This is a genomic window from Streptomyces sp. NPDC041970 (assembly GCF_055588985.1).
Map to the genome: position 1 here is coordinate 1 of NZ_JBVJCD010000003.1, position 18,497 is coordinate 18,497.

Consider the following 18,497-nt stretch of genomic DNA (forward strand, 5'->3'; position numbering starts at 1 on the left):
CGGGGGGGGTGGGGGAGGGAAGGGGGACAGGCCTGTCTCCCCCCCCCCCCCCCCCCCGGGCACCCCCCCCCCCCCCCCCCCCCCCCCCCCCCCCCGACGGGGGGGGGGGGGGCCGCGGCCGAGCGGAGGGCGGCGCGGGGCCGGCCCGTCCCGTCGGATCAGGTGGTGGTCGTGAGGGACGCGCCCCGGTCGTCGGTCGCGGCGGTCGGCGGCACGCCCGGCTCAGGGCGCTTCCCGCGGCCGGGGCGCCCGCCCGGTCGGACCGGCCACCAGATACGGCGTCCGAGCAGCGCGGCCGCCGCCGGGACGATCACGATCGAGAGGACGAAGGCGGACAGCAGGATGCCGAGTCCCGTCGCGAAGCCGATCTGCTGCGTGGAGGCGTTCGAGCCGACGGCGAGGCTGCCGAAGGACGCGGCGAGGACGACACCCGCGGTGGCGATGGCCGGCGCGGTGTGGCGTACGGCCCTCGCGACCGCGGCGCGGGCGGTGCGCGGCCCCCCCATCTCCTCCCGGATGCGGTCGCTGATCAGGATGTTGTAGTCGGTGCCGATCGCGACGACGAAGAGGAACAGCACGAGCGGCAGGGCGAAGTCGACGCCCGGCTTGCCGAGACCGTGCTGGAAGACGAGGGTCGCCGCGCCCAGCGTGGCGGCGAAGCACAGACCCACCGAGAGCATCAGGACGACCGGGGCGAGCACACTGCGCAGCAGCACCAGAAGGATGAGGGCGATCAGTCCGGCGGCCACGGGGAAGACGGTCCGGAGGTCCTTGTCGACGGCGGTGGAGATGTCGGCGAAGATCGCCGCCGTACCGCCGACATGGGCTTCCACGCCCGCCGGGGCGTGGGCCGCGACGGCGTCGCGCACCGGCCCCGAGACGAGGTCGCGGGCCTCCGGGGTCCGGGAGTCCGCGGTCAGGTACAGATCGATGCGGGCGGCGTCGCCCTTCTCGTTGAGGACGGGCGCGCCCACCGTGCCGACGCCCTCGACGCGGGCCAGCCCGCCGGGCAGTCCGCCCAGGTCCGCGGTGGTGAGGCGCCGGCCCTCGGGGACCGTGACGTAGACGGTGGCCGGGTCGAAGACGCCGGCCGGAAGGGCGCGGGCGATCTCGGCCCCGGTGGCGGCGGCCGGCGTCCCGTGGCCGGTCCCGCCCTGACCGAAGTCCATGCGGATGCCGACCAGGCCCACGGCGAGCGCGCCGAGCAGGACGACACCGGCGAGCACCGACGTCAGCGGCCTGTCGGCGACGAAGTCGCCGGTCCTCCCGGCGAGCCCGTGGCGCGGCGTGCGCTTCAGGGCGCGGGAGGGCCAGAACATGCGCCGGCCGGTCACCGCGAGCAGGGCGGGCATCACCGTGAGGCTGGCCAGGAGCATGACGAGTACGGACACGGCCACGGCGGGACCCAGCACCCGGAACTGCCCGAAGGTCGCGATGCCCAGTGTCGCGAAGGCGGCCACGATGGTGAGGGCGGCGGAGGTGACGGCGGTGCCGACGCGGGCGCCCACCTCGGCCGCGACGGCCCGCGGGGGCGCGTCGGGACGCTCCCGCAGGAGCTCGCGGAAGCGGAAGAGCAGGAAGAGGAAGTAGTCGATCCCGATGCCGACCAGGACGACGCTGATCATGCTGGGCGTGGAGGTGTCCAGCCTGACGCCGGTGAGCAGGGCGCCCCCGACGACCACGCCGGTCGCCGCGCCGCCCACGATGACGACCGCGATCAGCGGGACGAACGCGGCGAGCACACTGCGGAACACCAGCACGTTGATCAGCACGATCAGGCCCAGCATGACCATGCCGACGACGCGCTGGGTCGTCTCCTCCGCGTCCAGCGTGTCGACGATGTCGGCGAGGCCCCCGGTGAACCCGGTCCGCAGGCGCACCTCGGCGAAGGCCTCCTCGGTCTGCCCGCGGAAAGCCTCGTAGAGGCCGTGCAGAGCGGGGTCGGTGGTGTTCCCCTCCAGTTGCACGGACAGCAGCGCGAAGCTGCGGTCGGGGGCGGTCATGCCCACGGCGACCTCGGGGGTCTGCGCGTAGTCCTCGGTGAGGAACGGGATCGGGTCGTCGTCCGCCGTCGTCGCGGTGTCCTTCGGGTCCGGCATCGTCACGCGGCGGCTGCCGAGCTCCTTCGCCACGGACGCGATGTGCTTCTGGTCCGCGCCGGTCAACGGCTCCCCGTCGGGCCTGCCGACCAGGACGGTGACCGTACTGGCGTCGGGCCGCACACCGAACCGGTCCTCGGCGACCTGGAGCGCGGCGGCCGAGTCGTAGCCCTTCGGCAGGAAGTCGCCGCTCTGCGCCTGCGTCGCGCGGGGTCCCAGCGCCCCGGCGATCACGGCGAGGAAGACGCCGACCACCGACCACAGGGCGATGACCTTCCAGGGATGGCGGGTGGAGAACCCGGTCAGGGCGCGTATCACGGACTGCCTCCGGAGCAGAGAGGTGAGGGGGGTCGCCGGCGCTTTCCGGCCTGCCTCCAGCACATCAGCGCGCCCGTACCGGCTCATCGGAGCAGGGAACGAGAAGCAGGGTGGGAGTGCGGTGTCACCGGCCCCCCGGACCAGGAGCCCGCTCCCAGACCGGGATCGTCCTCAGGCCCTGCCCGCCGGTCCCGAGTACGGGGAGAATGGACGTGCCCGCGGCCGAGGAAGGAACACGATGCCCACGCCCCACGCCTCGTCCGCCGAGGAGCAGGCCCGGCCCCCGACCGGGGCGGGCGGGGACGCCGTGCCCTGGACCCGCAACGACGCGCTGGTCACGGTCGGCGCCGCGGCCCTCGACCTGATCGGCTTCACCCTCACCAGTCAGGACGTGCAGGGCTTCGTCCCCGTGGCCGGCTGCCTGCTGATGACGGTGTCCGCCCTGGCGCTGCTCGCCCGGCGGCGCGCCCCTCTCCTCACCCTCGCCGGCGTCCTCGCCGTCGGGCTCGCCGTCCAACTGAGCTGGCCGGTGGGGCAGGGCTTCAACGCCGCCATGGTCGTCGCCCTGTACTCCGTCGTGCGCGCCCGCGGCCCCCGCGTCTTCGTGCCGGCGGCTCTGGTGAGCATGGCGCTGCCGCTGATCGGGGGCGCGTTGCGCTTCCACAGCGTGTTCCTGCAGTTGGTGGGGAACTGCACGGCCGTGCTGTTCGTGGTCGTCGCCGGGATCGTGATGAACCGCTGGCACCAGGAGGTCGAGGCCCACCGCAGGCTGCTCGCCGAACGCGCCGTGGCCGACGAACGCCGCCGTATCGCCCGCGAGATGCACGACATCGTCGCGCACCATGTGACGACGATGCAGTTGATGGCGGGCGGCGCCCGCGCCAACCTCGACCGGAACCCGGAGGTGACGCGGGAGGCGCTCGTCACCCTGGAGGGCCTGGGACGTACGGCGCTACGCGAGATGCGGCAGTTGCTCGACGTCCTGCGGGCCGACGGCGAGACGCGGGAGGAGACGACCGCGCCCCAGCCCGGCATCGCGGACCTGGACCGGATCGTCGCCGAGTCGTCGGCGGCGGGCCTGCCGACGGAGTTCGAGGTACGGGGAGAGCCCCGGCCGCTCCCGACCAGCGTGGAGCTGACGGTCTTCCGCGTGGTCCAGGAAGCGCTGACCAACGCCCGCAAGCACGCGGGAAGCGGCGCCCGCGCACGCGTCCTCCTCGTGTACGGGGACCGCGAGGCGAGGGTGGAGGTCATCGACGACGGGGAGGGGACGCCCGGCGGTCCCGTGTCCCTGCCCGGCTCCGGTCACGGCCTGATCGGCATGGGCGAACGCGTCGCGCTGCACGGCGGCGCCTTGGAGACGGGGCGCCGGCAGGGCGCCGGCTACCGGGTCGCGGCACGGCTGCCGCTGCCCGAGGGAGAGGGGGCACGGCGATGAGCGGGACGAACGGCGGCACGGAGGCGACGGACGGGAAGCCCGTGGCGACCGGTGGCGAGGCGGCCTCCGCCACCATCCGCGTACTGATCGCCGACGACCAGCTCCTCGTACGCTGCGGCCTGGTGCTCATGCTCGGGCCCGAGCCCACGATCGAGGTGGTCGGCGAGGCCGCGGACGGCGCGCAGGCCGTGGAACTCGCCCGGCGGCTGCGGCCGGACGTCGTCGTCATGGACATCCGTATGCCGGTCCTGGACGGCATCGCCGCGACCGAACGCCTCACGCGGGAGGCGCCCGAGTGCCGGGTGCTCGCGTTGAGCACCTTCGACATGGACGAGCACGTCGTCGCCGCGCTCCGCGCGGGCGCCTGCGGGTTCCTGCCGAAGGACATCTCGCCCGAGGAGCTGGTCACGGCAGTGCGTGTGATCCACACCGGCGAGGCGGTGGTCGCCCCCCGCCTGCTGACCCGGCTCATCTCCTCCTACGTGACGGCCCCGCGGCGGCCGTCGCGACGCGCGTCCGCCGGCCCACCGGCGAACGCCCCCGACGGGCTGACTCCGCGCGAGCGGGAGGTGTGGCGGCTGATCGCCCTCGGCCTGGACAACAACGAGATCGCCGACGAGATGGCCGTGAGCCCGTCCACGGTGAAGAACCACATCACGGCGCTCTTCGCCAAGCTCCGGGTCCGCGACCGGGCCCAGGCGGTGATCGCCGCCTACGAGACGGGCCTGATCAGGACGGGCGAGCGCGACTGACGGGGCCCGCGCGGACGGTGGCCCGTACGAGGCCGGGGGCCGCTGTGCGGGCCGCGGGCGATCTGCCGGGCCCCGGTCCGTACCTCCTCGGGCCGGCAGGGGGGGCGGGCGGGCTCAGAACGCGTACCTGATCCGGAGCCACGGGGCGTGGGCGGCGATCGACTCCCGCAGCCGGACGATGGCGTGGTGCTTGACCTCGCGGGCGTAGCGGACGTTGAGGGCGCCGTTCTCCGAGCGTTTCGTCTCCTGCGCGGCCGGCTGCCACAGGAGGTCCTCGGCCCGCGGGTGCCAGCCCAAGTTGACCTCGTGGAGCTGCTGGTTGTGGGTCAGCATGATGATCTCGGCGGCCGCCTGCTCCTTCACCCGGCCGGGGAGGACGTCGTCGAGCTGGACGAGGAGCTCGGCCCAGTCCCGCTGCCAACCGGGGCGCAGCACCACGGGGGAGAGGTTGAAGTGGACCTCGTACCCCGCGTCGAGGAAGTCGGCGGCGGCCGCGATGCGCTCAGCGACCGGGCTGGTGCGGATGTCCAGCAGGCGGGAGTCGTCCGCGGGCATCACCGAGAAGCGCACCCGAGTGCGGCCCCGCGGATCCAGTGCGAGCAGGTCGGGGTTGACGAACTTGGTGGCGAACGAGGCCTTCGCGGTGGGCAGCGTCCGGAACGCGGCGATGAGGTCGGCCGTGTTGTCGCAGATCAGGGCGTCGACGGAGCAGTCGCCGTTCTCGCCGATGTCGTACACCCAGGAGTGCGGGTCGCACTGGTTGGGCTCCCGTTTGGGGCCCTGCGCCCGTACATGCCGTCGTACGTGGGCGACGATCGCCTCGATGTTGGTGAACAGCGTGATCGGGTTGGCGTACCCCTTGCGGCGCGGGACGTAGCAGTACGCGCAGGCCATGGCGCAACCGTTGGAGGCCCCGGGGGCGATCCAGTCGGCCGACCTGCCGTTGGGGCGGGTCGTGAGGCTCTGCCGGACGCCCAGGACCAGGGTCTCGGTCTTGATCCGGGTCCAGCGGGCGATGTTGCCGTCGTTGCCGTGGAGGGAGGGGATGCGCCAGTGGCCGGCCACCTCGGTGACGGGCACGCCCGGCAGCCTCGCCAGGATCTGCTGCCCGCGCGGGGAGGCGAGCGCGGCGGGTTCCGCGTACACCTCCCGTACGTTCAGCATCCGCCGGGCCCGCGCACTGTCCCGGAACCCGCTCCCGCCGCCCGTCCGCGAGGCGGGCGCCGCGTCCTCCCAGCCGAAGAGGGCCTGCTGCTCGGGCCCTGCGGGTTCGCCCCCGCCCGGACGCTGATTCACGGCACCGCCCCCGCTCCTGTCACGATCCGGGCGCCCGCCTCCCACCGGAGAACCCGAAGCGGACGGACCCGACCCTATGCGGGCGCACGAGGAGGACGGGGGCGGGGACACGGCGGCGTACGGGTGGGGGGGGCTGCCGGCCCTGTGCGGGGCGGCGTCTGCGCAGCGACCACGCGCCCACGCGTGGGGCGGAGGAGTCGCCCGCTCGCCTCCGCGTCACCGCCACCCGCTTCCATGCGGGCCGGCAGCGGGCCGGCAGGAGGCCATTTCCCGTGCCCGCACGGCGAAGCCCCCAGCTCGATCGGGCTCTGAGCTGGGGGCGAGGCGGTAGGCCGTGTGGGACCCGAACCCACAACCAACGGATTAAAAGTCCCGGCAAGTTCCTGCCGGGACTTCCGTTGGGGACTTCGGGGATCCAGAAATCCCTGGTCAGCGACTCGCCCCTGCCGTCCGGTCCAGATCTGAGCGCGTCGTGCCGAAACGTCCGCTCACGCATCCGAGCTCGCCGCAGGCATCGCGTCCCGACACGCTCTCTCCCGTTCGCCCGGGAGTCCTGGAGGGTTCGCACGCGTCCTGACCTGCGGCAGAGCGTGCTCGCCGGGGTGACGTGAACGGGCTTGCACCCGGCTGAATGCAACCCGGACTGCACCCTTGTCGGGGCGCGGGCGTCGCACAGTTGCGGTCCCGGCGGGTTTGCCGCCCCGTCCCGCTGACAGGGGGGTGGCGGCCGACGACGTTTTCCTTACGCTGCCCTCAGCAGGCGGGCGCGTCTGCTGAGGGCCGGGGCTCTACTCTTCGGAGGCATCGTCCACGCCGAGATCGTGGCGCATGGCGGCCCTCAGGTCGGACAGCAGGGCCCACGACATTTCCGTCTCGATCTCGAGGGCATCGAGTTCGCTGGTGCTGGGATGGCCGCCTGCCATCATTCTCTTCAGCAGCCCGTAGGTTTTGTTGAGCTGGTGGTTTGTTGCTCGGGCGTCTGCCAGCACGGCGCCGGGCACGATCATCTGTGCTTCTGCGTAGCTGTCGCGAAGGACCAGGCGCCGTGCCTCAAGTTGCTCGGCACACGCCTGGGTTTCTGCGTCATTCCGGGCGCGTAGGACGTGCATGAGGTTGATCTGTGCGGTCTGGTACTGCCGTGCCGTGGTGTTGAGGGAGATATAGCAGGCGCGGCGCAAGTCGGTCAGTTCGCGTCGCGCCGTAAGGCGTGTTTCCTGCTGCCGGACCTGTTCGGCATGGGCGCGGTCTTCGCGTTGCTGGCGAGCGGTCGCTTCCAGTTCATGGCGCTTGAGCCGATCGGCTCTGCTCTGTGTCAGCAGAGCCGCGCCCAGGGTGCCGATGACACCGACGACAGCCACAACGAGCGCACCCCAGGTCTGTCCCACAGCTCCCACCTCGTATCGGGCAGGTGGGACCTGCCCTGCCTGCATCAATGGTGCCGATCATAAAGTTCGGCCTTGTGCCATGACTCGCTGTCCGCTTGTTCGGCAGAACTTCCCTGGCCGACGGGGGCCAGGGCGGTCACTGATCGTGCGGGACGCTCTCTTCGGCAAGGGGGAGGTCGTGGGGCAAGCGCTGGTTTGCGCGCAGTGTGCTCGGGACCAGGCGCAGGGCGACGTGTGCGTCGAGTTCCGGGCCGTCTGGGTCGAGGCAGTGGGCCTGGGGGATGTCGAGAACGGTGCACCGCCCATCGCGGCTGGTGGCGGAGGCGTAGACGAGCCCGTCGATGGGTCGTTCCCGGCCGAAGGCCGGAAGAGATATTCGGTGACGATCTGCGTGGGCACATAGGTCAGGTGCTCGTGGCTGAAGAAACTCTTCGCGACGGACAAGGCAGGGTTGGTGTTCGTGAACTGCTTCCCGGACCGCACCACGATGCGCACATGGCCGGCCGATCTCGCCTGGGAGACCGAAGCCCCGGGTGGCTGACGCGCCTGATCACCTGATCCACCTGAACGGCTCACGGTTCCTCGGCCCCTACGAGTGAGCCCCTCCAGCTTGCGCTCTGATCAGGTGAGCCCCGGCGGGCGCGGTAGTGACAAGTCCGGTGTGAACCGCGGACAACCCGGCGGCCAGTAGCGCGCACAGCTCCTCCCTCATCCGATTCTCGGCGAGCCGGTGGGCGTGACTGCCGGGGCCCGTCTTACAAGAAGTAGCTGCGCGGCCGCTTTCCTGTTGCCATGGTGGTACCTGTGTCCCGTCGAAATGCAGCCCAAGATCACGCAATCATCACCAACGCCATGACACTTGCGTTCGGCCATCAGGTGGCTGCCACCTGGTTGGGGATCCACTCCGGGGCAAGTGCTTCCCAGGTGGTGGAGTTTTCGGAGACGCAGTCGCTCAGGGCTCGGGTGGCTGCTGTCGAGGTGTACGCGGCGACGGGGAAGACGAGCGAGGAGGATGGGCCGGCTCTCCTTGAGCACGAGAGTCGGAGCTACCAGGACCTGATGCGGAACGAGCTGTCCACTGGCGAACTCAACCTGCCCGCCTCCGGCGCGCGGTGAGCGGCGGCGGAGCATGAATGGATCACTGTCGAAGTGGGCGTTCTCGGTGGCTGAAGCGGAGTTGAGCGAACCGCTTCCTCGTCGATGGATGCACTCGTAAGGGGTCGCGTGGCGCGGGAGCGAACTGGCGGAGCTCGTCGAGGACGCGGCGGACCTGTTGCTTGCTGCTGCGGTACTGCACGACGTGGGTTACGCGCCTCGCCTGGCCGTCACTGGTTTTCACCCGCTGGACGGCGCTCGGTTCCTGCGTGACGCCCACGCTGCTGACGAACGGCTGGTACGGCTCGTAGCCAACCATTCGCTTGCGTTGCTGGAGGCAGAGGAGCGCGGCTTGAGGGCCGTGCTGGAAGCCGAGTTTCCACTTCTGGACGACCAGCGCCTTGTGGACGCACTTGTGTACTGCGACATGACGACAACACCGGACGGCCAGGTCACGACGGTCGAGGCTCGGTTGGCCGAGATCACCGGGCGATACGGGTCCGACAGCGTGGTGGGGCGGTTCATCCGTCGGGCATCGCCGGACATCCTGGCGGCCGTAGGGCGGGTGGAGGCGGCGTTGGCGGCTCAGCCCAGATAAGGGTATGTGCCAGCCAGGTAGTCGCCGATCTGCTGGCGCATGCTGGGGTGGATGTCGTAGTCGTCCAGATCGTTGGGGTGGACGTAGCGGACGCCGTCAGCTTCATCGTTGACGGCGGGCTCGCCGCCCACGGGGCGGCCGATGTAGGTGTTCTCGTACTGCTGGCGGATCTCGCCGTCTGTATAGGCCACGATGTGGTTCGGGTTCGTGTAGACCCCCAGGAAGCCCGTGATCTCGGCAATGATCCCGGTCTCTTCCAGGCACTCGCGCACGGCGCACTGGGCTGCTGTCTCGCCGATGTCCTGGGCGCCTCCCGGCAAGGCCCATTGGCCGGTGTCCCTGCGGCGCTGGAGGAGTATGGCGCCGTTGTCGTCAACGACGAGCAGGTTGTTGGCGGGGATGAGCGTGTTCGCCTTGGGGGCCTTGGGGTCGTTGTAGTACTCAGTCCTGCCCATCTGACGAGGGCTCCTCCTGGTCTGGTGTCCAGGGCCGTGCGGTGGCCCAGACAGCTTCGAAACTCTGAGCGTAGTTGTCGAACCAGCCCGTGGTGTCAGCTCTGCGGAGATGCAGGAGGGGGTTCGCGCTGGCCGGCTGGCCCCAGACGTGCGGGTTGACCAGGAGGTTGTTGTCGTAACGGAACATGGAGGTGTAGAGCGTGGTGTCGTGCAGTCTCACCTCGCAGCCTGCCTCGGAGAGTAAGGGCCGGTAGTAGGTGAGGGAGGCACGGATCTTGGCGGCGAGGGTGTCGCCGATACCCTCCTCCCGGCCCCGGATGGCTGCTGCCTGGCCGTTCGAGTCGCCGAAGCAGAGACGCACTCGCACCCCGTCCGACGCACGCTCGGCGAGCATCTTCGCGACGTGGGGGTTGGACTGGGCGAAGAAGGTGCCGGAGAACACGAGGACGTTGATCTGCTCCTGCGCGCCTTTGAGCAGCGACAGCCAAGTGTCCCGTGGGACGCTCGCTCTGTTCTGGTAGGTCGTGACGAGCTCCTGCTCTGACCCGGCGGCTTGCTGGAGGACCGAGCGTTCCGGCGCCGGCCAGAGGAACAGCTCCTCCACCCGCAGGTGCCGGGCGACGCGGAAGCGGTGGCGGGCGTGGGGAACACGTCCGCCGAGCCATCGGCTCACCGTCTTGGGGTCGACCTCGCAGACTTCGGCTAGGGATTCGGGTGGGATGCCGCGTTGGGCGAGTACGGAGTGCAGTCGCTCGTTCACAGGTGCCATAGAAGCTGAAGGGGCCGGGAGCGGCAAGGACGTTCCGGGACGTTCTGCGGGACATCGACGGCACGACCAGGGTGCTTACGCTGGGCGTATGGAGCTCATCGTCCTGTGGGACATCGACCACACGCTGATCGAGAATGCCGGGGTCAGCAAGGAGATCTACGCCGCTGCCTTCACAGCGCTGTCGGGGAGAGAGCCCATGGGGCCGGCGCGGACGGAAGGTCGTACGGATCGCTTGATCATGCGCGACATGTTCCACCGAAACGGTGTGTCTGAGCCGGACTGGGCTGCTGTCGAGGACGCTCTCACGGCCGCGGGTGCCGCGCGTCTGTCCGAGCTCAGCCAACGCGGAACAGCCTTGCCTGGCGTGCGTGAGATCTTGAAGGAAGTCTCCGTACGCAGTACCTGGGTGTCCTCGGTGCTCACCGGAAATGTCGCGGCCAACGCGCGGGTGAAGGTATCGGCCTTCGGCCTTGACTCCCTGCTCGATCTGCGAGTTGGCGCCTATGGTGCTGATGCTCTTCACCGGCCGGACCTGGTTGCTGTCGCCCGTGAGCGTGCTCAGCGGCTGCGAGGTACGCAAGGTGACGTGCCCGTCGTGCTCGTGGGCGATACGCCCAGGGACGTTGAGGCCGCGATCGCTACGGGCTCCGAGATCATCGCGGTCGCCTCCGGCGTCCACAGCGCCGAGGAACTGGCCGCTGCCGGTGCTCAAAGGGTGCTGCCCGATCTCGTGGACACCGCTCGCCTCCTCGGGATCCTGGAGACGTTCGCGGCGTCCTAAAACGTCCCAGGACGTCCTTGGAGCGTCCCGATACGCGGTGACGGGGTCCGCACCTGCCCCGCCAATATCAGGTCTCCCACCAGGCAAACGCCCGAAGGAGACCCTCGTGATCAGCGAAATCACCGGGATCCGCAGAATCCGGATGCTGTACCTGCAGCTGCTCTACCGCTGCAACTTCCAATGCCTGCACTGCTTCCACGGCAAGCGGCTCCAGCACGCCGACGCCTTCACCGCGGACGAGGCGATCAACCTCATCACCCTCATGCGCGATCAGTACGGCACCGAGGCCGTCACCCTGCTGGGCGGCGAACCGTTCGTCTACCGGGACCTCACCCAGGTTCTCCGGTACGCCAAGCGGGGCCTGGGCCTGCGGGTCGAGATCTGCACCAACGGCTACCGGATCGAGCGCCGGCTGACCGAGATCGCCCCCGACCTGGACCTGCTCCGGGTATCGCTGGAGGGCATCGGCTCGACCAACGACCACATCCGCAAGTTCGGAAGCTACCGCAGCGGGCTGAGCGCCCTCGAAATCGCCCAGCGCCTCGGTGTCCGCACCGGAGCCACCATGACGGTCACCTCACGCAACATCGAAGAGGTACTGCCGCTCGCTCGCGTACTCCAGGGCTACGGCGTGGAGCAGCTGAAACTGCACTGCCTCCGGCCGGTCGGCAACGCTGCCGATCACCCCGAGCTCCTGATCGCCGACCCTGCGGCCTACACCCGTCTTCGCGGCCGGCTGGATGCGGCCGACCTGGAGATCGAGGTGATCGTCGACGAGGACCTGTCCGAGGCCGGCGCCCCGGACTCCTGCCCTCCCGACGGGGGCCCCGTCGAGATCGAGCGGATCGAGGCCGACCCCCGTGGCGCGCTCACGATGTCCTGCAAAGCAGTTGGCAAGGACTCGCACGCCTTCTGGTACGACAAGCTGGCCGACCACATCGACCACCGGCCCTCACCCACCGACGAGCTCACACTCGCGGTACCGGACGTGGTGTACGGCCGTGTCTGACGGTCCGCTGTTCGAGAGCCTCGAAGGGCTCCGTGGCACCGGAAAGTCGACCATCGCCCCGATGCTGGCAGCGGCCCGCCGTGCCGTCCTGGTCCCGACCGTACCGCTCTTCTACCAGCCGCTGCGCCGGGAGGTGGACCGGCGTGGAAACACCGAAGCCCGGATGTGCTTCTACCTGTCCGCGCTGTTCACCGTGACCGATGAGATCGGGCGCCTCCTGGCCGAAGGCACCTCGGTGGTCGTGGAGAGCTACTTCGCCCGCTGCCTGGCCAACCACCAGGCACTCGGCTCCAGCCTCGGCGTCAGGCTCCCACCCAGCCTGCCCCAGCCCGTGACGTACCAACTGACGTGCGGCAAAGGCGAGCGGGAGCGCAGGCTCGCCGAGCGCATCAAACCGGTCTCCCGCTGGGACGTCCTGGCAGAAGAGATGGCAGACCGCGTTTCCGACGCCTATGCCCAGTTCCCGATGCACCACGTGGACACCACACATCTGGACCCCGACGAGGTCCTCCAGACGATCCTGTCCATCGACACGCGAGGAGCCCCCCACCGTGCATACGCAGAGCCTGTGGGAGCACACCCTCACGTTCTTCCCCCAGTTCCTCGCCGCGCTGAAGGAGCGTGCCGCTCCTGACGCCACGGTCATGGTCGTGGGAGCGAGCGACGGAAAATTCGTCCTGCCCCTGGCCGCGGCCGGCTACCAGGTGATCGCGGTAGAGCACGACCCGCTCGCTCTGCATGGTGGCGAGGTCATCCTCCCGGGTGACAACCAGGCCCACGCCATGGGCCTCGTCGACCGCCTCAAGCTCGAATCACTCCACGACCGCGTGCAGACCGTGGAGGAGGACTTCCTCCAATGGGAGCCTTCGGGCACGCTCTGCGATGCCATCTGGACGAGCTGCTCCTGGCATTACAGTGCCAACCATCATCGCCCGCTCGCTGATTTCGTCACCCGCATGCAGTCCTCTGTCGGTCGGAACGGCCTGTACGGGGCTGAGTTCATGATGCCCATCACCCAGCGCCAGCACCTGATCGAGCACTACACGTCCCCCGAGAAGCTCAGGTGCCACTTCATCGGCGACTGGGACGTCCTGCTGACCCTGCGCACGAACGAGTTCACCGAGCGAGCCCACATCGGCCAGCTCCAGGACCACACCCACCGGATGGGCCTGCTCCTCGCAGCCCGCACCCCCTCCTAGTACGAAGGACGAACCCGTGAAGCACGAGTACGAGGCCAAGTTCCTCGCCATCGACGTCACCGGCCTTCAGACCCGGCTGACCGCCCTGGGCGCCACGCAAGCGTTCCCGCGCACCCTCCTGACCCGCAAGATCTTCGAGAACGACGCACTCGAAGGAGGCGCCTGGGTGCGACTTCGGGACGAGGGCACGCGATCGACGCTGACGCTCAAGCAGGTCACCGACGCCACCACGATCAACGGCACCACCGAGATCGAGACCGAGGTCACCGACCTGCACGCCATGGCCGAGATCCTGCGCGGCCTCGGTATGCGCGAGGTCCGTTACCAGGAGAACTACCGCGAGGAATGGCGCCTTGGAGAGGTCGCCTTCGACTTCGACACCTGGCCGGACCTCCCCACCTTCGTCGAGATCGAGGGCCCCGACGAGGCATCGGTCCGCCAGGCAGCCGCCCTGCTCAACCTGGACTACTCCGAAGCACGCTTCGGCAGCGTCGATGAGATCTACAAGAGCGAGTCCGGCAGGGACATCCTGGCCGAATCCACCCTCCTCTTCGCCGACGCCGACAAGCAAGCTCCGGCCGGGGCAGCTATCCCGAGCGAGTGATCTCTAGGACCGAGCTGTGTGCATAGAACTGGCCGTGGCACCTGGGGTCATACCCGGCATCGCCGAGTTCGCGCGCGGCGGTCTACCCGCCGCAGCAGACACTGACGACGGCAATACATGGACGGACGGAATCTGCTGGCTCTACTGCGGCCGGCGCTGGACCCGTGTTCTGTGGATCGGCCCCGTGAGCGCAGCCGGCGCCCGGGCAGCCATGTTCGCCTGCGGTTCGTGCATCCGCGTTTCGCAGGAGCAGGTCTGGCAATCCCTTCTCCTTCACGATGACCCGGCTCGTCAGGCCCCGGCGAGCACGGCCCCGCGCCCGAGCGACCTGGCGAACGCCGTGTCGGAAGACATCGGGCGCGGGGCGGCCTGTTCCAGTCGTGGATGAGGCCGTCGGAGGTCAGCGAGCCTGTGACGCCCCTTCACGCTGCTGTCGGGGCTTTGGCGCCCTCCGACGGCCGGCCCGGTCACCAGGTGTGGTGACCGGGCCGGCCGTCGTTACGCACGCCCATCAGCGGGGTTGGCTGGCTCCAGGCTGGGTGGCGATGCGTACGGCGGGGGCATGGCCTCTGTTGCTGACCGGTCTCTATGGATCCGGCTAGCCGCGCGCGACAACCGCCCCCACGAGCCAGCCGAGCCGACCTCGCCGCTGACTGTTGAGGAGAAAGACGAAGCGCCCCGGCCGACCGAAGCCGGTCGAGGCGCTAAGTAGCAGGTCAGAGGGGTTGTCCTCGCCCTGCTGTCGGTAGGCCGTGTGGGACTCGAACCCACAACCAACGGATTAAAAGTCCGCTGCTCTGACCAATTGAGCTAACGGCCCTCGATCGATCACCCCCGAGCATAGCCCGCCCGGGCCCGGCAGCCGATCCGGTATCCCGGTCCGGGGCGTCGTGCCCGGTGGGAGGCGGTGCCCGCGGGTGGGGGCGCCGGGGGTGGAGGGGGTCGGGGATGGCAACAGGGCCCGTACAGCACCGAGTCGGTTCGGTGGCGTACGGGCCCTGTCGGTCCGTCAGGCGGACGGGCTCGGCCGGGGGGCCGGGCCGGTGTCAGCCGTTGCGCTTCCAGCGCGGCTTGTCGTCGCGGCGGCCGAAGGTACCGGTGTTGGTTCCGGTGTTGGCGCCGCGGTGGTCGTCACGACGACCGGTGGGGCGGTCGCCGCCGCCGGGGCGGAAGCCGCCCGAGGGGCGGTCGTCGCGGCGGTCGCGGTTGAACGGACGGTCGCTGCCGCCGGCGCGGAAACCGCCCGAGGGGCGCTCGTCGCGGCGGTCGCGGTTGAACGACGGACGGTCGTTGTCCCGACGCTCGAACGGACGCCCACCACGGTCATCGCGGCGGTCGCCGCCACCGGAGCGGAAACCGCCCGAGGGACGCTCGTCACGACGGTCGCGGTTGAACGACGGACGGTCGTTGTCCCGACGCTCGAACGGACGCCCACCACGGTCATCGCGGCGGTCGCCGCCACCGGAGCGGAAACCGCCCGAGGGACGCTCGTCACGACGGTCGCGGTTGAACGACGGACGGTCGTTGTCCCGACGCTCGAACGGACGCCCACCACGGTCGTCACGGCGGTCGCCGCCACCGGAGCGGAAGCCACCGGACGGGCGGTCGTCGCGGCGGTCGTTGCCGCCGCGGTAGCCCCCGCGGTCGCCGCCCCGGTTGTCGCGGCGCTCGTAGTTGCCCCGCTCGTCGCGGCGCTGCTCGTCGCGGGCGGCCGGCTGCTCCGGTACGGAGACGGCTGCCACGAGGGCGGCCTCGGCCTCGGCGGCCACCTCGGCCACCGCCGCCTCCGGGTCGTCGCCCCGCTCGCGGGCGGCACGGGCGACCAGGCGGTCGGCCTCCTCGCGCAGCTCGACGGCACGGCGCTGGACGCGCTCCAACTGCTTCGTCAGGTCGGCGGCCTCGCGCTCGGCCTGCTTGGCGGCGTTGTTCGCGGAGTCGGCCTGGACCTCGGTGAGCGAGCGGGCGCCGGTGATCTCGGCGACCTCCGGCTCGAAGACGCCCGCGCCCTGCACGATGTGGCGCGAGGCGTCGACGCCCGCGTCCTCCATCAGGCGGAAGATCTGGCGGCGCTGGTGCGGGAGCGCCAGCGAGACGACTACACCGGACTTGCCGGCGCGGGCGGTGCGGCCCGAGCGGTGCAGGTAGTCCTTGTGGTCGCCGGCCGGGTCCACGTTCAGGACCAGGTCGATGCCGTCGACGTGGATGCCTCGGGCGGCCACGTCGGTCGCGACGAGCGCGTTGACGTAGCCCTTCTTGAAGTCCTCCAGGACCCGCGTACGGGCGCCCTGGGTCATGCCGCCGTGCAGCGCGTCGGCCTTCACGCCGGACTCGATGAGCTGCTCGGCGATGCGGTCGGCGCCCAGCTGGGTGCGGACGAAGATGATCGTGCGGCCCTTGCGGGCGGCGATGGCGGCGGTGACCGGCGCCTTGTCCTTCGGCTTCACGACCAGGACGTGGTGCGACATGGTCGTCACGTTGCCCTGGGCGCTGTCGACCTCGTGCGTGACCGGGTCGGTGAGGTAGCGCTTGACCAGCGTGCCGATCTCGTTCTCCATGGTGGCGGAGAAGAGCATCCGCTGGCCGCCGCCGGGGATCTGGTCGAGCAGCTCGGTGACCTCGGGCAGGAAGCCCAGGTCGGACATCTGGTCGGCCTCGTCGAGGACGGCGACCTGGACGTTCGCGAGGGAGCAGGCCCCGCGGTTGATGATGTCGCGCAGGCGGCCCGGCGTCGCGACGAGGACGTCGACGCCGCGCTCCAGCGCGTAGATCTGGTTGCCCATCGACGTACCGCCGCAGACGACCTTCATCTTGAGGCCGAGCACGTCGCCGTAGGGCTGCAGCGCGTCCGCGACCTGCATCGCCAGCTCACGGGTCGGCGTGAGGATGATGCCGCGCGGCTTCTTCTTCTCGGTGGAGCCGCCGGCCAGCGTGGCCAGCAGCGGCAGGCCGAAGGAGAGCGTCTTGCCGGAGCCCGTACGGCCGCGGCCGAGGATGTCCTTGCCGGCCAGGGCGTCCGGGATGGTCGCCGCCTGGATCGGGAAGGGGGCGGTCACACCGTTCTGCGCGAGCTTGCGGACGATGCCCTCGGGCAGGCCCAGGGAGCCGAAGGTGACGGTCGGCTCGGCGTCGGCGGGCTCGGCCGTCTCGACGTCGGCCTCCGGCGTCTCCGTCGTGTCGGCGGAGGCCTCCTCGGCCTGCGCGTCCGCGACGAAGTCGGCCACGGACTTCTCCTCGACGGGGGCGGCCGGGGCGGTGGCGCCGGCGGGGGCCTCGGTCACAGCGGCCTCGACGAGCTCGGTGAGCTCGGCGTTGTCGATGTTCTCGGGCATGACGGTGCGGTCAGAACTGGAAATTGACATGCGAAATGCGAAACCTTCCGGAGTCTCGGCACGCGCCCATAACTCCGTGATTCGCAATTTCGACCGCCTCAATGCGGTCCAGCCACGGCAAGGGAGAGTACGCGCCACACGGCGCTCTTCTGTGTCGGCGCCGGGCAATGGGATCAAACGATCTACTACCATACGCACCCTCCCCCACTTTGCGCAAGCCGCCCCCCGTTACACCGCTCCCACCTGCGGTGATGCCTCCGGAGTCCGCATCGCCACGGTGCCGTGCGGGCCGTGCAGCGCGTAGGTGCGCAGGTGTCCGGCGGGCGTGGTCGAGGGGGGCGGTTCCGGGGGTTGGGTGGGCTGCGGCTCGGGTTCCGGTTCCGGCTCCGGGGCGGGCGTCGAGGGGGGCGGAGGCGGCGGAGGGGGCGGGGGCTGCGGGGTGGCGGGCGGCTCCTCCCCCGGCCCCGGCGTGGAGGGCGTGGGCGTCGGGGTCGGGCGCCCGCGGGTGGGCTGCGGAGCGCCGGGCCGGGGACGCGCCCCCTTCTCCGCGGCCGGCCGCCCGCTCCGGGACGCGTCCGGGCGGGGGCCGCCGCCCTCGGGGACCTCCCGGTCCGACTGCGGGTGGGCGTCGCCGCCGTGGGCCCCGGCCCGCCCGGTGCGGGGCGTCGTGGCCCCGGCCGGGTCGGCGGCCGACCCCTTCGGCACGTCGGACCGCGTGGGCCCCGGCCTGGCGCCGTCCTCGCCGACGCTCATACAGCCGGTGGACGCGGCGATCGTCAGCGCGGTGACGGCTGCCCAGCGGACGGGGGCGGACAAGTGGCGCACGGGTGGCACCTCCGGGAAGAGGGAACGGCGGGCGGGCGCGGGGCGGGGAGCGCGGTGACGGGGACGGGGACGGGTTACGGCAGCGCGACACCGCGCGGGCCGGAGCGGTCGCAGCGGCGGGGTGGTACGGCGTCGCACCGTGCCCAACTCCCCCGACCCCGCCGGAGACACGCCCGAACGGTCACCCGACCGCCACACCCCGGCCCCCGCCCGGCCGACGCCACCCCGAACCAGACCCCCACCGCCACGCCCGGAGCCCGCCGACACCGGGCTCGCGACCCCCGCGCCCCGCGCCCCCGCCTTCGAGCGGCCGCACCGACGCACGCCCCCGCGCCCACACCGGCGCGCGGCCCCCGCACCGACGCCCGCCTCCGCGCCCCGCCCCGCGTAACCCGCCGACACCGGCTCGCGCCCCCCGCGCCCACACCGGCGCGCGGCCCCCGCACCGACGCCCGCCTCCGCGAACCCGCCCCCGAGCGGCCGCACCGACGCCCGCCTCCGCGCCCCGCCCGCGTAACCCGCCGACACAGGCTCGCGCCCCACCC

16 protein-coding genes, 1 tRNA gene and 1 pseudogene are annotated in these 18,497 nt (G+C 71.0%); 10 read left to right on the top strand and 8 right to left on the bottom strand.

Annotation, left to right across the window (positions count from 1 at the left end; translation table 11 throughout):
- Positions 1-158: 158 nt before the first annotated feature.
- Positions 159-2,417 carry an MMPL family transporter gene (locus tag ACZ6EJ_RS02545; protein ID WP_469263990.1) on the bottom strand — a complete coding sequence of 753 codons (2,259 nt, stop codon included), beginning with the start codon at positions 2,415-2,417 and terminating at the stop codon, positions 159-161.
- 238 nt (positions 2,418-2,655) lie between these two features.
- Here ACZ6EJ_RS02545 and ACZ6EJ_RS02550 point away from each other — a divergent pair, with 238 nt between their 5' ends.
- A complete protein-coding gene (locus ACZ6EJ_RS02550; RefSeq protein ID WP_469263991.1) occupies positions 2,656-3,855 on the top strand; it encodes a sensor histidine kinase in 1,200 nt (399 codons plus the stop codon).
- A complete protein-coding gene (locus ACZ6EJ_RS02555; protein WP_469263993.1) occupies positions 3,852-4,607 on the top strand; it encodes a response regulator in 756 nt (251 codons plus the stop codon). Before ACZ6EJ_RS02550 ends, ACZ6EJ_RS02555 begins: the two co-directional genes overlap by 4 nt.
- Before the next feature lie 114 nt (positions 4,608-4,721).
- Here the strand turns inward: ACZ6EJ_RS02555 and ACZ6EJ_RS02560 are convergent, their stop codons facing one another.
- Together ACZ6EJ_RS02560 and ACZ6EJ_RS02565 are read right to left on the bottom strand one after the other, a co-directional pair.
- Positions 4,722-5,903, bottom strand: a complete 1,182-nt coding sequence (locus ACZ6EJ_RS02560; protein WP_469263995.1) for a spore photoproduct lyase family protein — start codon at positions 5,901-5,903, stop codon at positions 4,722-4,724.
- A gap of 788 nt (positions 5,904-6,691) precedes the next feature.
- On the bottom strand, positions 6,692-7,288 hold the full coding sequence (locus ACZ6EJ_RS02565; protein WP_469263996.1) for a hypothetical protein: 597 nt from the start codon (positions 7,286-7,288) through the stop codon (positions 6,692-6,694).
- 418 nt (positions 7,289-7,706) lie between these two features.
- Between ACZ6EJ_RS02565 and ACZ6EJ_RS02570 the strand changes: the two genes are divergently transcribed.
- The 3 genes and pseudogenes from ACZ6EJ_RS02570 to ACZ6EJ_RS02580 all read left to right on the top strand — a co-directional run bounded on the left by ACZ6EJ_RS02570 (position 7,707) and on the right by ACZ6EJ_RS02580 (position 8,981).
- The gene (locus tag ACZ6EJ_RS02570) at positions 7,707-7,829 is read left to right on the top strand and encodes a BsuBI/PstI family type II restriction endonuclease (RefSeq protein ID WP_469264243.1); all 123 of its coding nucleotides are present in this window, start codon (positions 7,707-7,709) and stop codon (positions 7,827-7,829) included.
- A gap of 383 nt (positions 7,830-8,212) precedes the next feature.
- Positions 8,213-8,404, top strand: coding sequence for a hypothetical protein (locus tag ACZ6EJ_RS02575; protein WP_469263998.1), 192 nt, complete (start codon positions 8,213-8,215; stop codon positions 8,402-8,404).
- Between the two features lie 13 nt (positions 8,405-8,417).
- Positions 8,418-8,981, top strand: a pseudogene (locus ACZ6EJ_RS02580) (HD domain-containing protein).
- On the opposite strand, the gene ACZ6EJ_RS02585 reads toward ACZ6EJ_RS02580, so the two are convergent.
- Together ACZ6EJ_RS02585 and ACZ6EJ_RS02590 are read right to left on the bottom strand one after the other, a co-directional pair.
- Positions 8,969-9,436, bottom strand: coding sequence for an NUDIX hydrolase (locus ACZ6EJ_RS02585; RefSeq protein WP_469263999.1), 468 nt, complete (start codon positions 9,434-9,436; stop codon positions 8,969-8,971). The pseudogene ACZ6EJ_RS02580 and the gene ACZ6EJ_RS02585 overlap by 13 nt on opposite strands.
- Positions 9,423-10,196, bottom strand: a complete 774-nt coding sequence (locus ACZ6EJ_RS02590; protein WP_469264000.1) for an XRE family transcriptional regulator — start codon at positions 10,194-10,196, stop codon at positions 9,423-9,425. The genes ACZ6EJ_RS02585 and ACZ6EJ_RS02590 overlap by 14 nt, the downstream gene beginning before the upstream one ends.
- Positions 10,197-10,293: 97 nt before the next feature.
- Here ACZ6EJ_RS02590 and ACZ6EJ_RS02595 point away from each other — a divergent pair, with 97 nt between their 5' ends.
- From ACZ6EJ_RS02595 to ACZ6EJ_RS02615, 5 genes are all read left to right on the top strand, one after another.
- Positions 10,294-10,986: an HAD family hydrolase gene (locus tag ACZ6EJ_RS02595; protein WP_469264001.1), complete on the top strand. Its 693-nt coding sequence runs from the start codon at positions 10,294-10,296 to the stop codon at positions 10,984-10,986.
- Positions 10,987-11,092: 106 nt separating this feature from the next.
- Positions 11,093-11,995: a radical SAM protein gene (locus tag ACZ6EJ_RS02600; RefSeq protein WP_469264003.1), complete on the top strand. Its 903-nt coding sequence runs from the start codon at positions 11,093-11,095 to the stop codon at positions 11,993-11,995.
- A complete protein-coding gene (locus ACZ6EJ_RS02605) occupies positions 11,988-12,629 on the top strand; it encodes a P-loop nucleotide/nucleoside kinase family protein (protein WP_469264005.1) in 642 nt (213 codons plus the stop codon). Before ACZ6EJ_RS02600 ends, ACZ6EJ_RS02605 begins: the two co-directional genes overlap by 8 nt.
- Positions 12,547-13,194 carry a class I SAM-dependent methyltransferase gene (locus ACZ6EJ_RS02610; RefSeq protein WP_469264007.1) on the top strand — a complete coding sequence of 216 codons (648 nt, stop codon included), beginning with the start codon at positions 12,547-12,549 and terminating at the stop codon, positions 13,192-13,194. The genes ACZ6EJ_RS02605 and ACZ6EJ_RS02610 overlap by 83 nt, the downstream gene beginning before the upstream one ends.
- Before the next feature lie 16 nt (positions 13,195-13,210).
- Positions 13,211-13,798, top strand: a complete 588-nt coding sequence (locus ACZ6EJ_RS02615) for a class IV adenylate cyclase (protein WP_469264008.1) — start codon at positions 13,211-13,213, stop codon at positions 13,796-13,798.
- Positions 13,799-14,544: 746 nt separating this feature from the next.
- Here ACZ6EJ_RS02615 and ACZ6EJ_RS02620 read toward each other — a convergent pair.
- The 3 genes from ACZ6EJ_RS02620 to ACZ6EJ_RS02630 all read right to left on the bottom strand — a co-directional run bounded on the left by ACZ6EJ_RS02620 (position 14,545) and on the right by ACZ6EJ_RS02630 (position 17,952).
- Positions 14,545-14,618, bottom strand: a tRNA-Lys gene (locus tag ACZ6EJ_RS02620).
- A gap of 226 nt (positions 14,619-14,844) precedes the next feature.
- Complete coding sequence (locus tag ACZ6EJ_RS02625) at positions 14,845-17,127, bottom strand: DEAD/DEAH box helicase (protein WP_469264245.1); 2,283 nt, start codon at positions 17,125-17,127, stop codon at positions 14,845-14,847.
- A 228-nt stretch (positions 17,128-17,355) separates the two neighbouring features.
- Positions 17,356-17,952: a hypothetical protein gene (locus tag ACZ6EJ_RS02630; protein WP_469264009.1), complete on the bottom strand. Its 597-nt coding sequence runs from the start codon at positions 17,950-17,952 to the stop codon at positions 17,356-17,358.
- Between the last annotated feature and the right edge of the window lie 545 nt (positions 17,953-18,497).